Source organism: Phyllobacterium sp. CCNWLW109, from assembly GCF_037203905.1.
In the GTDB taxonomy this organism is placed as follows: Bacteria; Pseudomonadota; Alphaproteobacteria; order Rhizobiales; family Rhizobiaceae; genus Phyllobacterium; species Phyllobacterium ifriqiyense.
In genome coordinates this window covers 369,889-384,689 of record NZ_JBBCBK010000004.1, presented here as the reverse complement: position 1 = coordinate 384,689, position 14,801 = coordinate 369,889, and the positions used below count along the sequence as shown (strand labels likewise).

At 52.6% G+C, this 14,801-nt stretch carries 15 protein-coding genes and 1 other RNA gene; 8 read left to right on the top strand and 8 right to left on the bottom strand.

Annotated elements, in window-relative coordinates; genetic code table 11:
- From rsmH to V9K92_RS17300, 7 genes are all read right to left on the bottom strand, one after another.
- Positions 1 to 1,038 (bottom strand): 16S rRNA (cytosine(1402)-N(4))-methyltransferase RsmH, encoded by a 1,038-nt coding sequence (gene rsmH / locus V9K92_RS17330; RefSeq protein ID WP_337354509.1) that lies wholly within the window; start codon positions 1,036 to 1,038, stop codon positions 1 to 3.
- On the bottom strand, positions 1,038 to 1,481 hold the full coding sequence (mraZ, locus tag V9K92_RS17325; RefSeq protein ID WP_115052539.1) for a division/cell wall cluster transcriptional repressor MraZ: 444 nt from the start codon (positions 1,479 to 1,481) through the stop codon (positions 1,038 to 1,040). Before mraZ ends, rsmH begins: the two co-directional genes overlap by 1 nt.
- A gap of 363 nt (positions 1,482 to 1,844) precedes the next feature.
- Positions 1,845 to 2,278: RNase P RNA component class A (gene rnpB, locus V9K92_RS17320), an RNA gene on the bottom strand.
- Positions 2,279 to 2,366: 88 nt separating this feature from the next.
- Positions 2,367 to 3,125 (bottom strand): transglycosylase SLT domain-containing protein, encoded by a 759-nt coding sequence (locus V9K92_RS17315; protein ID WP_115052538.1) that lies wholly within the window; start codon positions 3,123 to 3,125, stop codon positions 2,367 to 2,369.
- 214 nt (positions 3,126 to 3,339) lie between these two features.
- Positions 3,340 to 4,104 carry an N-acetylmuramoyl-L-alanine amidase gene (locus V9K92_RS17310; protein ID WP_115052537.1) on the bottom strand — a complete coding sequence of 255 codons (765 nt, stop codon included), beginning with the start codon at positions 4,102 to 4,104 and terminating at the stop codon, positions 3,340 to 3,342.
- Positions 4,091 to 4,810 carry a DnaJ family molecular chaperone gene (locus V9K92_RS17305; RefSeq protein ID WP_337354508.1) on the bottom strand — a complete coding sequence of 240 codons (720 nt, stop codon included), beginning with the start codon at positions 4,808 to 4,810 and terminating at the stop codon, positions 4,091 to 4,093. The genes V9K92_RS17310 and V9K92_RS17305 overlap by 14 nt, the downstream gene beginning before the upstream one ends.
- 121 nt (positions 4,811 to 4,931) lie before the next feature.
- Positions 4,932 to 5,288: an antifreeze protein gene (locus tag V9K92_RS17300; protein WP_115052535.1), complete on the bottom strand. Its 357-nt coding sequence runs from the start codon at positions 5,286 to 5,288 to the stop codon at positions 4,932 to 4,934.
- 172 nt (positions 5,289 to 5,460) lie between these two features.
- Here V9K92_RS17300 and V9K92_RS17295 point away from each other — a divergent pair, with 172 nt between their 5' ends.
- From V9K92_RS17295 to V9K92_RS17260, 8 genes are all read left to right on the top strand, one after another.
- Complete coding sequence (locus V9K92_RS17295; RefSeq protein WP_307279226.1) at positions 5,461 to 5,961, top strand: GNAT family N-acetyltransferase; 501 nt, start codon at positions 5,461 to 5,463, stop codon at positions 5,959 to 5,961.
- A gap of 78 nt (positions 5,962 to 6,039) precedes the next feature.
- The gene (locus V9K92_RS17290) at positions 6,040 to 6,486 is read left to right on the top strand and encodes a MarR family transcriptional regulator (RefSeq protein WP_115052533.1); all 447 of its coding nucleotides are present in this window, start codon (positions 6,040 to 6,042) and stop codon (positions 6,484 to 6,486) included.
- A 5-nt stretch (positions 6,487 to 6,491) separates the two neighbouring features.
- Positions 6,492 to 8,135 (top strand): MFS transporter, encoded by a 1,644-nt coding sequence (locus V9K92_RS17285; protein ID WP_115052532.1) that lies wholly within the window; start codon positions 6,492 to 6,494, stop codon positions 8,133 to 8,135.
- A 7-nt stretch (positions 8,136 to 8,142) separates the two neighbouring features.
- Complete coding sequence (locus V9K92_RS17280) at positions 8,143 to 9,183, top strand: HlyD family secretion protein (RefSeq protein ID WP_337354783.1); 1,041 nt, start codon at positions 8,143 to 8,145, stop codon at positions 9,181 to 9,183.
- 166 nt (positions 9,184 to 9,349) lie between these two features.
- Complete coding sequence (locus V9K92_RS17275; protein ID WP_307279233.1) at positions 9,350 to 10,615, top strand: DUF3419 family protein; 1,266 nt, start codon at positions 9,350 to 9,352, stop codon at positions 10,613 to 10,615.
- A 3-nt stretch (positions 10,616 to 10,618) separates the two neighbouring features.
- Complete coding sequence (locus V9K92_RS17270; RefSeq protein ID WP_307279235.1) at positions 10,619 to 11,278, top strand: class I SAM-dependent methyltransferase; 660 nt, start codon at positions 10,619 to 10,621, stop codon at positions 11,276 to 11,278.
- A gap of 108 nt (positions 11,279 to 11,386) precedes the next feature.
- Positions 11,387 to 12,205, top strand: coding sequence for a glycoside hydrolase family 25 protein (locus V9K92_RS17265; protein WP_115052528.1), 819 nt, complete (start codon positions 11,387 to 11,389; stop codon positions 12,203 to 12,205).
- Between the two features lie 114 nt (positions 12,206 to 12,319).
- Positions 12,320 to 13,531, top strand: coding sequence for a lytic murein transglycosylase (locus tag V9K92_RS17260; protein ID WP_307279239.1), 1,212 nt, complete (start codon positions 12,320 to 12,322; stop codon positions 13,529 to 13,531).
- Here V9K92_RS17260 and V9K92_RS17255 read toward each other — a convergent pair.
- On the bottom strand, positions 13,526 to 14,761 hold the full coding sequence (locus tag V9K92_RS17255; RefSeq protein ID WP_337354782.1) for an alanine racemase: 1,236 nt from the start codon (positions 14,759 to 14,761) through the stop codon (positions 13,526 to 13,528). The two genes, V9K92_RS17260 and V9K92_RS17255, sit on opposite strands and share 6 nt — an antisense overlap.
- Between the last annotated feature and the right edge of the window lie 40 nt (positions 14,762 to 14,801).

Below are 14,801 nucleotides of genomic sequence, written 5' to 3'. Positions count from 1 at the left end.
TCAACTCCCCATTTTCTTCTGAGACTGGGTTTCATGAAATATGGGCAGATTAGGCAAACCATAAATCGCATGATCTTCGACAAGCGGCGCACTATCCGTGCGGATGCCTGCGCGAAGCTTGGCGGAACGTGCCCGCGGATTGCGCGCCGCCTCCGCCTCTGTCGGCGCAACGATCCCCTTGCCAACCGGGGTAAATGTGGCGCGGCGCTGCTCGACCTGCGGCAAATGACGCGAGCCGCCGCCTGCGCCTGAACGATCTGCAAAGAAGCGTTTAACGATGCGATCTTCAAGCGAATGGAATGTTACAACAACGAGCCGTCCGCCGGGCTTCAACACACGTTCAGCCGCATGCAATGCGCGCACCAATTCGCCGAGCTCATCATTCACAAAAATACGCAGCGCCTGAAAGACACGCGTCGCCGGATGAATCGGAACTTTCGGATTTCGACCAACCAGAGCTTCGATTGCATTGGCCAGATCGCGTGTACGATGAAACGGCTCCGTCGCACGCCGCTTGTCGATCATACGGGCGATACGGCCCGCGTTGCGCTCTTCCCCAAGAAAATTGAAAATGCGCGCGAGGTCGCCAATTTTGAGACGATTGACCACATCAGCAGCACTCAGACCCGAACTCGACATGCGCATATCGAGTGGTCCATCTTTTTGGAAAGAAAAGCCACGCTCGGCTTCGTCAATTTGCATGGACGAAACACCGATATCAAGAACAATGCCATCGGGAGCACCCAGAAGGGCAACCTGATCCAGCGTCGAAAAGGTGCCTTGAACGAGGGTCAGCCTTCCGGCGGAGTCTTTTTCCAGGGCACGGCCAGCTTCGATAGCAGAAGGATCGCGATCAATTGCCGTTACGTCAGCGCCCGTTTCAAGAATACGCTTGGTGTAACCACCAGCTCCAAAGGTTCCATCGATAATTCGCTGGCCTTTTTCCGGCTGCAAGGCAGCAATGACTTCATCAAGCAGAACCGGGACATGACGATCATCTGCGTTTTTTGAGCCATTATCCGCGTCAGAACCGGTCATCAATTCGCCTCCAGACGGCGTTTTTCCGCGAGCCGGGCCCGAACTGTTTTGCGATGCGCTTCGAATTGATCCGGCTGCCACATTTGAAAATGCGTATTCGCCCCCGCAAAGGTCACATCTGTGGAGATGCCCGTATGTTCCCGCAGGAAATCCGTCACCGTAATCCGCCCATCTGCGTCCAATTTGAGGAAGCCGCCGTCCGCGTGAAGATAAAACGACATATCGTCCGCTGTCTCCGCAAACGGATCTTCGCTTTCCAGCTTTTTGTCGAATCGGGTCAACAGTTCCGGTCCGCCCACATCCAGAGCAGGAAGATGAAGAGAGCGTAGGGCATAAAGCTCCGTATGACCGGCGGACTGCACAATCAGACGAAACTGAGCCGGAACGGAAACCCGCCCCTTTGCGTCGATCCTGTTCGTCATATGCCCGAGGAACCGGTTCAAAGCTTAATCCCGCCGTTCTGACCTCAAGGGTCTCTGATCGTTCTGCCCCTGCCTCTCCCTGCAACCGAGGAGACAGAATCTCATAAGCGCGCGTCGCAACTCCGGCGAAATGCCGGCCCTGCATGGCAAGATCCAATGTCGGGAAACACCGTGTCGACTGAACGCTACTGATGAAATCAATCGATATCATGGGGCACTATGGGCGTCAATGGGATTAGAGTACACAGGATGGAAGTAGCTGGCAAAACCAAGCACACTTCCGGCGATTCTGAATTTATCCATCATTAAGCTTAATGAAGCGTTAGGAATCGCAAACCAGTCCCCTCCCTTACGGGGAGAATGATAAATAATCGCAGAGTTTAAAGTGCCAGCTGGCCTGTAAGCCGGGTTCTGTATGGCCGGATTTGCATCCGGCGCGGCAGCCATTCATCTTGGACGGATGTTGCCATCCGCCTCCTGCAACCTACCCGGACGACTGACCCGGAAACTGATCGCCTGACTTTCGTCAGGCACGCCGTCCCTATTCGGTTTTGCTCCCGGTGGGGTTTGCCTTGCCGCCCCTGTTACCAGTTGCGCGGTGGGCTCTTACCCCACCCTTTCACCCTTACCCCGTCATTCCTTGTGTCCCATCCATTATAGACGCGGCACAACGAAAGACGGGGCGGTTTCCTTTCTGTGGCACTTTCCCTAGGGTCGCCCCCGCCGGACGTTATCCGGCACCGTGTTTCCCTGGAGCCCGGACTTTCCTCACATGCCGCCTTTCGGCTTATGACATGCGCGGCTGCCCGGCCAGCTGGCGCCCGTATAAATGCCTATCTTCCAGAAAAGGCAAATGAAAAAAGGCTGGATAGTCATCCAGCCTTCCTCAAAGCAACAAGCGAATGCTTAGTTGGCCGCCATTTGCAGTTTGACCTTGGCACAATAATTGGCCGAAATCGGATTCATCCGGGTGGCGCCGTGCCCTGCATTATAGCGCAGGATCGTGCCGCAAGTCGTGCCATTGCCAAGCTTATGGGCTCCGGCAAGATACTTCATACCCCAACGAATATTCGTATCGGGATTATAGAGCGCCTGACGGCTACCTGTGTAGCCCAAGCCCTGTGCCGTCGAATATTTGATCTGCATCAGACCAACCTCACCAGCACGGCCAGTCATGTCAGCCCGGTAGTTGCTTTCCACGCGGACGACCGCATGAGCAAGTGCAATCGGAACACCGTAAGACGCTGCGTAAGAAGAGATGATGCTGGAATATTTGGTCGAACCACCAGCAGAGGCGGCAGATGCAATGCTGCCGGTTGTCATTGTATCAATGCGGCTGTTTACCGTCGTGGTCTTGAAACGGGCTTTTGCCTGAACGACCGGACGCTTGGAACCAGAAATCTTTTTTGAGATACGCTGAGTTTTTACTGCAGCCTTTTTACCGGATGAAACCTTGGCACTTACCTTCTTGCCCTGGCTCTTTCCATCAACCTTCTTTGCAGTTTTTTCGGTCGTTTTTTTCTTGTCGGCTTCAACACGCTTTGCCTTCAGATAATCGGCCAGGTTTGTCGGCTGGGCCTCGACCGGTTTACTGAATGCTGAATTTGAACCAAACAAAGCCACCGCCCCAACAAGGGCGCAAATCATACCAAATCTATTTGTCATCGTTTTCCGTTTAATTTCTTGGGCCACACGAAAGATGCGCGCCGGGAACGTTCCGAGCCCAAAAATCCAAAATGGGCTGCCCGAAACACTGGGCTAGGATGTGACGGCCCAATGCAGCCGAATATTGATACATCAAATAACTTTGTGTAACCCATTGTAATATATATGCTGCATCGCACAATTTCCCTCAGAAAAGGCTTTAACGTTCAATACGTTATGCTGACAATGCCGGGAGTGCAGAAAGTAGCTTGTGCAGCGTTTCAATGGTTGACATGTCCGCGACTCCGTCCACTTTTGCCGGCCGAAAGTGGCGCTGGAAGGCCAAAACACTCAATTCGGTCGCATTTCCGAAGACCCCATCAATGGGTACGCCGTAGCCATAAAGGGCCAGCATGGACTGCAAAGCCTCCACTGGCTGCCCTTGATCACCAGCAGAAAAGAACCGACCACCGCGCACCGGAGCCGGATCGACCCAATGCCCCACGCCGGAATTAAATAGCACTGGCCAAGGGAATTTCTCGCCGGGGTCGATCTTGCGTGCAGGTGCGACATCTGAATGAGCAAGGACATTTTCAGGGCGAATTCCATTGCGCGAGATTATGCCTTTGCAAAGGTCGATAACCGCGTCGATCTGTTCGCCCGGAAACACCGGGAATCCAAGTAGCGGGCCGCCATTGACGATTTCAATCCCGATTGAGCAAGAATTAATATCCGTTTCGCCCTTCCACGAGCCCTTTCCGGCATGCCAGGCGCGCTCACTTTCGGAAACCAATTGCACGATCCTGCCGTCTTCATGCACGACATAATGCGCGGAAACTTCGCTTTCCGGGTTTGCCAGCCAGTTTTCGGCAGCTTCGCCCGTCTCCATGCCGGTATAATGCAGGATAAGAATATGCGGGCGCTTGCCATCCTTGCGGGGACCGAAATTTGGCGACGCGTGAACTGCCACGTTTAAATGATCGGGCTTAAACGCGTTCATATGCCTTCAGGTCTTTTTCGACTTTTTCCCAAGCCGCATTGATAGCCGCTATACGTTGATTGGCGATAGCTATGAATTCTTCCGGCACACCTCGGGCAATCAACATATCCGGATGGTTTTCTCTAACCAGCGCGCGATACTGCTTGCGCGCAGTCTCAAAATTTACATTCCGCGCCAGACCCAAGACCAGATATGGGTCTGCCTGTCCACGCCCAACATGCCGCGCAAGGACACGGTCAAACTTTTCCTCATCAAGGGCAAAGATTTCCGCAACCGTGCCGAGAAATGTCAATTCCTTGTCGTGCAATGCGCCATCGGCCTTGGCAATATGGAAAAGCCCATCAAGAACATCTTCCAGCATTTGACAGTTCCGGTGACCGGAACCGCAAAGTGAAGCCAACTGCGTTGCGTAGGCCTCGTAACCCGCGACATCCTGCTTTGCCAGATTATATAATCTGGTGACTTGGTCCTGATACTGCTCAGGCACATGAAAAATGTCGTGGAACGCATTAACCTCGGCTTGCGATACAATGCCATCTGCCTTGGCCATTTTGGCCGACAAGGCAATCATTGCTATCGAAAACGCAACACGTCGCCGCGTTTCGGGATCGCCTTCAAATGCGGTACGTACAGCCTCGATAATGCTGGAGAATGCATCGACTGCTGTGGTGGTGATGAAATCGCTGATGCGGCGCCAAATAGACATGGCTCTATTTTATTCAAAGTTTTTCGCAATTGCGAGAGAGATAATTATGCATCAAAACTGTTTGACATAGATGGGCGCAGGTACGGCAAACATGAGGCCTGCCGGACCTGCCAATTGAATTTTATTGAACGCCAAGCGCGTCCTTGATGGCTTTTTCAGCTGCGTCGGCAGCGGCTTTAACCTGATCGGCTGTTTGTCCCGCCGCTTTTGCGGCTTCTTCAGCTGCCTTGCGGGCGGTTTCGACGGCAGCCTGCTTTTGCTCAGCAGTCATGGTTGCAGCCTGCTCTTTAATGGTCTTCATCGCGTCCTGAGCAGTCATTGGCTTTGCTGGTTCAACCGCTGTTGGAGCCGGCGCCGGTGCTGGAGCTGGTGCTTCAGTTGTAGCAGGTGGCGTTTCGGTCTTCTGCTCGCTTTCACCGCAGCCAGCCAAAGCAAACAACGATACAGCTGCCAAGGCGATAACAAATTTATTCTTCATGTGTTTTAATCCTCTCCTAGGTACTCAAGTGGCCCCTCGAATCCACTCTATCTGAAATAAGGCGGAATGGAGTTCTATTTTCATTTTCATTCAACTCTTATGTGGATATCTCTTTGTAAACATGGCGACATTCGTCATCTGCCTGTCATGATGTGATATTTGGAGTCCGAATATGAATATTTCGATCCGGGTATTGAACAGGAAGGATGCAGAGCAATTCCAGCGACTGCGCTTACATGGATTGCAAGCGGCGCCGGAAGCATTCGGCTCAAGCTATGAAGAAGAGGCCGATCTCGACATGGCCGAAATTCGCTGCCGCCTTGACGCTCTGCCAAACGCCGTTTTCGGTGCATTTGCTGAAGGTGAACTGATCGGCGTTGCAGGCTTTGCCGCAAACTCCAAGACAAAGCAAAAACACAAGGGTTTGCTTTGGGGTGTTTATGTGGATGAGAGATGGCGCGGGCATCAGCTCGGAAAAAGACTGACGCTGGCAGTTATCGATTACGCTCGAAATCACGTTGATACATTACACGCGACCGTCATGGCTGCCAATATTACAGCCCGCACACTCTATCTCAGCTTGGGTTTTGAGGTGTTCGGCGTGGAGAAGGATGCCCTGCGTATCGACGGCAAATCTTATACGGACGAACTCCTGCGTCTCGATCTACGCTAACACGACCTTGAAATCCAATCCGTTTGGAGTTATATCGCACATTAATAATTAGCAACCTACTTATTATATGGCTATCTTATGGCACATCGTGGCTTACATTTCATTTTTGTGGACGAATTGGGCAGAGCCAGCCGAAAGCTGCGCACGCATTTTGATTCGCGTGTGAAAGAATTAGGACTGACACAAGCCAGAGCGCGGACATTGTTGCTGCTCGACAGGCTTGCAGTGCTCAATCAAAAGGAGCTTGCAGAAGAGCTGGATATAGAAACACCCACCATGGTGCGCTTGCTTGACGGTCTTGAGAGTCAGGGATTCATTCAACGCAAAGAGGCAGAAGGGGACCGGCGCGCCAAGGAAATTCACATCACAGTGACCGGCAGGACATTAGCAAAAAAGGTCAATGATCTTGCCCAAAAGCTGCGCGCTGATGTCCTGGCGGGTATCGAGAGCGAAGACCTGCAGAACACAATAGATGTCCTTCGGTCAATTAACCGCAATATCAACGAACTCGACGAGAGGGACTGAGCCACATGCTCCCCGAAGCTGAGTTTGTCGGTTATGATCCGATCAAAACTGCACCGCCTCCCCCTGCGGCGCCCGTTCCTATGCATCCGCTCCGCTCGGCTGCCTATATTGGCGCATCAACTCTGCTATCGATGACACAGGGCCTCGGAATGAACCTGATTGCGACTAATATACCGCAGATTCAGGGCTATCTCGGTGCAACAAACACCGAAACCACCTGGCTGATCGCTGCCTATATGGCACCCAATGTCAGCCTGTCGATTGCACTTATCAAAATCAGAAATCAGTATGGCTTGCGAAATTTCGCCCAGTTAAGCTTGGCAATTTTCGTGCTTGTATCGCTGCTGCATCTGGTGGTCACAGATTTGCAATCTGCCATCATCATTCGTTTTGTCAGCGGCATTGCCGCAGCTCCATTGTCGAGTCTTGCCTTCCTTTACATGCTTGAGGCGTTCACACCGGCGCGCAAGATGACAATAGCCATATGTCTGGTGCTAACGAATATATCGCTGGCCTCGCCTCTGGCTCGTCTGCTTTCGCCCACGCTGTTGGATATCGGCCAGTGGGGCGGATTATATACGTTCGAAATTTCTCTCGCCCTTATCGCATTTGGCGTTATCTATCTTCTCCCTCTGACGCCCATACCAAGGGCAAAGGTCATCGAGAAACTGGATATTGTCAGCTATCTTTTGATAGCCATCGGTTTCGGTTGTATCGCCGTGACACTCGTTACTGGTAGGCTTTATTGGTGGTTTGAAGCCCCTTGGCTTGGTGTACTTCTGGCTATTGCAGTCGTCACCATTACGGCTGCGGTCATTATTGAGCTCAACCGGGAAAAACCCCTCCTCGATATCCGCTGGATTGCCAGCAAGGAGATCGTGCATTTCGCCGGAACAATTCTGCTTTTCAGGCTTGTCGTCTCCGAACAATCAACTGTCGCCAATAATTTCTTTCAAAATCTGGGCCTGCTAAACGATCAAATCAGCATGATCTATATGGTTTCCATGGCGGCAATGATTGTAGCAGGCCTCTCATGTGCCGCAGTGATGACACCCGAAAGAGTGCCTGCGATCCATGCCGTTGCCTTGATGTTTCTTATTGCCGGCTCCTATATGGACAGCCAATCAACGAACCTCACGCGCCCAGCGCAAATGTATGCGAGTCAAGCTTGCATAGCGGCTGCCACAGCTCTCTTCTTGCCGCCAGCCATGTCCGTCGGGCTAAGTTCAGCGTTGAAACGCGGGCCAAACTACATTCTCAGTTTCATTATCGTATTTCTAGCCACACAAAGTCTTGGGGGGCTTTTCGGGCAAGCGGTTTTCGGTACGTTCATAACGATACGCGAAAAATTCCATTCCAATATTCTGGCAGAAAGCATTGTCCTATCTAATCCGCTTGTGGTTCAGCGTGTTGGGCAACTGACAGCGGGTTATAGCCGATCGATTACCGACGGCACCCTTTTGAATGCAGAAGGAATAGCGCTGCTTTCCCAACAAACGACGCGTGAAGCCAATATCCTCGCCTATAATGATGCGTTTCTGCTCATTGCCGGTATTTCGCTTTTCGCGCTCATTATTCTTTTAACGCACGTCTCCCTGCGCGCACTCTTCCGCAACCGGGAAACCGTTCTCGCCATTCAAACGAGTTGATCAGATGATGTCTAAATATATGCGCCATTCGGCAACGATAATTGCCATCCTTATTGGAATTTCCGGGCTCGTGCTTGTGCTTTATGCCTGGCGCCTGCCACCATTTCAGAGCGATATCGAGATAACAGAAAATGCCTATGTGAAGGGCTATGTCACTCTGATTAGTCCGCAGTTGAGCGGCTATATCGTTGATGTTCCGGTTCAGGATTATAACAAGGTCAAACAGGGCCAACTTCTGGCCAAAATTGACGACCGGATTTTTGCGCAAAAACTGGATCAGGCAAAAGCGACTCTCGCCAGTCAGCAAGCCGCTCTTGACAACTCAACACAGCAGCAACGTGCCGCCGAGGCACGCATTGGATCCAGCCAGGCACAACTCGACAGCGCCGAGGCTGTATTGCGGCGAGCACAGGCCAATTGGGCCCGCATCGAGCCGTTGGCTCGTCAGGGTGTTTTGACAAAGAGTGACGCAGAGCAAAGTGAAACAGCATTGGAGCAAGCCCAGGCATCTGTAACTCAGGCCAAAGCAGCACTGGAAGTGTCCAATCAGGACCTTGAAACCATTAAGGTCAGTCGCGGTTCGTTGGAAGCAGCAGTCGCGGGCGCAAAGGCAGCCGTTGAACTGGCTGATATCGATTTGTCGAACACTAAAATTGTAGCTCCACGGGATGGCACGCTTGGCGAAGTTGGTGTCAAGCTCGGCCAATATGTCAGTGCCGGAACGCAGCTCATGGCAATTGTCCCCAGCGACGTCTGGATTATCGCAAACTTCAAGGAAACGCAGCTTAGCAATATTGCACTGGGGCAGCCGATCACGTTCACAGTCGACGCTCTCAATCGCAAAAGACTGTCCGGCAAGGTTGAACGATTTGCACCGGCAGCCGGCTCTGAATTCAGCGTAATCAAACCTGACAACGCCACCGGAAATTTTACAAAGGTCGCGCAACGTATCTCTGTACGCATATCAGTCGATCCCGGACAGGACCTGGCACAATATCTCGCCCCCGGAATGTCGGTGGTGGTACGAACTGAACCGTCCCAACGCTAACAGCGTCAGCACAAGGCGGAAGAATCAGATTCGAAAACCAATACTTATCGATAAAATTTGAATCAAATTGTCATCAGCTTCATCCATTACGTCACAGCGGCGTCACCAACTTGTTACATGCGGGTGCTAGGCGAGCAGGAATTTCCAATAAAGGGGATTCGTTTGGATGCCAGTTGCTCGACAGTCTGCAAATACGCCGCCTCCTCGCTCGCATATCAGCAATGAAAAACTGAACAGGGCTGTTCGGCAAAACCGGCTTCTATCACGCGCCGGATTGTCTGAAAGACTATTTGCTCACGTTTTCAAGGGACTGGTCTATCCGCAAATATGGGAAGATCCGGAAGTTGATATGGAGGCCCTGCAGATTGGTGCCGGTCATCGAATTGTTACGATTGCATCCGGCGGCTGTAATGCCATGTCCTATTTGACGGCTGATCCTGCCAGTGTTGAAGCCGTTGATCTCAATACGGCTCACGTTGCCTTCAACCGCCTCAAGCTTGCTGCTGTCGTCAATCTTCCCAATTACGATGCGTTTTATCGGTTCTATGGAACTGCCGACAGCAAATCCAATCTAACGGCCTATGAACGCTTCATCCGGCCACACCTTGATGCAACCAGCCGCTCCTATTGGGAGAAGCGGATGGTCTCCGGCCGGCGGCGTATCTCCATTTTTTCGCGCGACCTTTACCGCCATGGCCTGCTTGGCCTGTTTATCGGCATGGGGCATCGCGTTGCCAGACTCTACGGCATTGACCCGCGCGATATTCTGAAGGCATCGACACTTGCCGAACAACGGGTTTATTTCGACACCGCCCTCGCCCCGCTCTTTGACAAACGCATGATCCGCTGGGCGACCGCACGGAAGTCTTCGCTTTTTGGCCTCGGAATTCCACCACAGCAGTATGATGCCCTTGCAACTGCAGGAAACGGCGATATGGCTGAGGTATTGCGTGGGCGCCTTGAAAAACTCGCCTGCGGTTTTCCGCTTTCAGAAAACTATTTTGCTTGGCAAGCCTTTGGCCGCGGCTATAGCGACAATGCGGAGACCGGTCCGCTACCGCCTTATTTATCCCGCAACAATTTTGCGGCAGTGCGTGAACGTGCCGGCCGAATGAGCGTCGTCAATGCGTCCTACACGGAGTTTCTGAGCGCAAAGCCTGAAAACTCAGTGGATCGCTTCATATTGCTGGATGCTCAAGACTGGATGAACGATACGCAGCTCAATGAGCTTTGGACTGAAATTACCCGCACAGCCGCTCCCGGCGCGCGGGTAATCTTCCGCACAGCCGCCGAGCCCTCTCTTTTGCCGGGCCGTGTCGATGACGCAACGCTAGCGCAGTGGGAATACAAGGAAGATCAGTCGAAAACGCTTCATGCGCGCGACCGATCTTCTATTTATGGCGGATTTCATTTGTACACATTCCGAGGCTGAATCATGTTTACGAAGATCGAACATGGTCCTCTTATGGATCGCGTCTATCGGCATCAACGCCATTTCTACGATGTGACACGTAAATATTATCTGCTGGGCCGCGACCCCATGATTGCCGGTCTCAATCCGCCAGAACGCGGCTCGATCCTCGAGATTGGATGCGGAACAGGCCGGAATTTGATTCTTGCTGGCGAGGCTTATCCAAAGACTTCCCTCTACGGCATTGATATTTCGAACGAAATGCTGGCAACCGCGCATAAGAAAATAGAGATAGCCGGTCTTGGTAAGCGGGCCAAGCTTGCCTATGCAGACGCAGCCGACTTTAATCCCCAAGCTCTTTTCGCGCGTCGGCATTTTGACCGAATTTTTATCTCCTACGCCGTTTCAATGATCCCGCAATGGCAGTTGGTAATGCATGAAGCGGTCAGTCACCTTGCTCCGCACGGCTCTCTTCATATTGTTGACTTCGGTGATCTGGCCGATCTGCCGTCCGTTTCCCGCAAAGCACTCTATAAGTGGCTGGACTGGTATCATGTCACGCCGCGCAATGATCTGTTCGATATTGCCGAATCCATTGCATTGAAAAACAATGCCACAGTGCAGAAACAACGGCTTTATCGCGGATTTGCCTGGATAACGACTATACGCCGGAACGGTATGTAATTTCGATCCCACGTGGGTCAGCGCGACCGCTCATGATCTGTTAAGCATAATAGTGCATCTGTAAGATCGCACCAATGCCGAACAATGATCTAGCCGCGGAAATTTTATATGAAACGTCTTGCAGCCGCTTTGATGACACTCGTTTTAACCGGCTGTACGACCGTCGATTATAATTTTGAGGACGCCAGGAAACCCTCCGCGACACGCCAGATGGATGCGCCCTCCGGCAATGTCAAGGCACCGCGCTACGGTGATAGCGATCCACATGAATGGACCGGAAAAACACCTTGGCATTATCCGATACACGGCACGGACGTTTCCAAATATCAATCCACCATAGACTGGCAGACTGCACGCTCGAGCCGCATCTCTTTTGCCTTTATCAAGGCCACGGAAGGTGGTGACCGGGTCGATGACCGCTTTGCAGAAAATTGGGCAGCAGCAAGAGCTGCAGGTGTTCCGCGTGGTGCTTACCATTTTTACTATTTCTGCCGCTCTGCCGCCGATCAGGCCCGTTGGTTCATCCGCAATGTGCCGAATGACCCGGGTGCCCTGCCGCCAGTACTGGATATGGAATGGAACGCCGCATCACCCACCTGCAAGCTGAGACCGAATGCAGCAATTGTTCGCAGCGAGATGCGCACCTTCATTGACATCGTACAGCGTCACTACGGCAAGCGCCCCATCATTTATACCACTGTCGATTTCTTTGATGACAATGATTTGCGCCAACTCGCCGATTATCCTTTCTGGCTTCGCTCGGTTGCGGGGCATCCTGATGAGAAATATGGACCGCATCCTTGGACCTTCTGGCAATATACCGGAACGGGTTCCATCCCCGGCATACGCGGAGATGCCGATATCAATGTTTTTGCCGGCAGCGAAAGCGCCTGGAAACAGTGGCTGGCGCGCAACAAGGTTCGATAAAGCTTTGAGTCGAACAGTTCTCTCTATTCTGTGACTTCACCTGACGACGGTTATCGTGCATTAGCAGGGAAAGTGTGCGTGCCTTGGCGCGCCCGTCATCAACGAGATTTCCCAATGAATAAAATATCGATCGCCATCGCCGCAAGTCTGCTTACCATTTCCAGTGCTCAAGCTCTGGATCAGGTTGCACCAGCTCAACCTGTTGTCGCCAAACCCGCCTGTGGAGGCGAACTTGAACCCTGGTTCAATGGCTTGATCGCCGAAGCAAAGGCAGCGGGTGTCAGCGATAAAGGCATCAGCGAGCTTTTCAAGGCTTCGATGGACGACAAGGTTTTGGAACGCGACCGTGCGCAGGGCGTTTTCAGCCAGACATTTTTGACGTTTTCATCTCGCATGGTTGCTGATTACCGCCTGAAACAGGGCGCAGCCAATCTGAAGAAATATGCCGATACTTTTGCCAAAGCCGAGGCCGAATATGGTGTCCCCGGTCCTGTGATTTCGGCCTTTTGGGGCCTCGAGACGGATTTTGGTGCCGTCCAGGGCGATTTCGATACGCTGAATGCCCTTCTGACGCTATCCTTCGACTGCCGTAGGCCTGAACTTTTCCGCCCGCAATTGATTGCACTGCTCAAGCTATTTGACAGCGGCGTTGTTGATGCAAAGACGACCGGTGCGTGGGCTGGCGAAATTGGCCAAATGCAGATGTTGCCAACCGATTATCTTGAGCGTGGCGTTGATGGCGACGGTGATGGCAAGGTTGACCTGAAAGGCTCCGCACCCGATGCGATCATGACCGCCGCCCGTGTTATGCGCGATCTTGGCTGGCGCAAAGGCGAGCCATGGCTCGAAGAGGTCAAACTCACCAAAGAACTCCCATGGGAGAACGCCATCCGCACCAATCGTCTGCCACACTCCAAATGGGCTGAATGGGGTGTAACCGGCCTAAAGGGGCCGCTTGGCCCGGATGATGGCGACGCATCGCTATTATTGCCGATGGGCCGAAAGGGTCCAGCTTTCCTTTCCTATTCAAACTTCGATATCTTTGTAGAATGGAATAAGTCCATCATCTACGCGACCACGGCCGCTTACTTTGCCACACGCTTGGCTGGAGCCGGTCCGCTGGAACAAACCACACCTGAACAGGGTCTCAACCCTGAACAGATGAAAGAACTGCAGAACAAGCTGGCAGCGCGCGGCCACGATATGGGCCCGAAAATTGATGGCGTGTTCGGCATTCTTACCCGCGACGCCGTCCGCGAGGAACAAATGCGACTAGGCCTGCCAGCCGATTCCTGGCCAACACCGGAACTACTGAACAAGCTATAGGTCTTGTGACGCGTATTCCATCGTCTCCAGCGAAGCAAAACCTTCCGGCCGTCCGCCCGCCTCAAACGGTGTTTCCACCTCGACAAATGTATCGGGGTAGAAACCGTTAAACCGGGTACGCAACGACAGAGAATAGGCACCAATATTGCCTATCTCGATCCAGTCGCCGGTATCCACGGTTTCCGGCAGCCAGAATGGGCGGGACAAAATATCAACGGAATCGCAAGTTGCCCCGCAAACACGGAAAGGCACAATCGTTTCAGGATTGCCGTTGCGATATTTCTTGGCTGGGTCTGGAATGAACCGTGCTGGCAGGGTGATTTTACCGGTCCAGGAATCCGACAGGGATGCCCAGATACCATCATTGATGTAAAGCCGCCTGCCTTTGCGCAGAAGCACTCGAACAATCAGCGAAAAGGCTCGCGCAACAATAACCCGTCCGGGTTCGGCAACCAGCGGCAAATCTCCAAAGCCATATTCATTGATATCGCCGCGCAAACGCGACATCAATTGACCGAGTGAAGGCATTTCGACCTGCTTTCGCTTTGGATCATGACCATACTCAGCGGGAAAACCACCGCCCACATCAAGCCCTGCCAATGTCACTCCTGCGCGATTTCTGACCCAATCGGCAGCGCGCAATGCGCGTTCGTAGGTATCGGGATCTTCAATCTGACTGCCAACATGGAAGCAAAGGCCGACTTTGTAGCCAATCTTTTCTGAACGCTGCAGTAATTCCACGGCATGGGCCGGAGCAGCACCGAATTTCTTTGAAAGCTCGTATGCTGCATGTCCCTTTGTCTGCAACCGAATGTAGAGAGTTATGCTGCCCGGATCGATATCCAAAGCCCGCACAATGCGGGTCACCTTGGCGATCTCATCTTCATGGTCTACGGCAAGGATGCGGATACCATAGGTTTCAAGAGCCAGACGGATGTCCGATTGCGCTTTGATCGGATGCATGTAGAGCATATGCGCATTGGGTGCCACTTTTCGAACAGCTGCGAACTCCCCCGGCGAGGCCACGTCAAATGTATTGATGCCGTTACGGGCGAGTGTTTCCAGCACCAGATTTTCACCATTGGTTTTAACCGCATAAGCGGTCTCGCCAGGAAACATCTTCATGAAGTTATGAGCGTCCTCGATGAGGACCTGAGGCCTGAAGCAATAAACCGGTTGATCCGGGCGCAATTCAAGCGCTGCATCACGGGCGGTGGCGAATCGTTGCATCTGTGTGTCTTGCGTCATTCCAGACTCTTAGCAAGGGAAA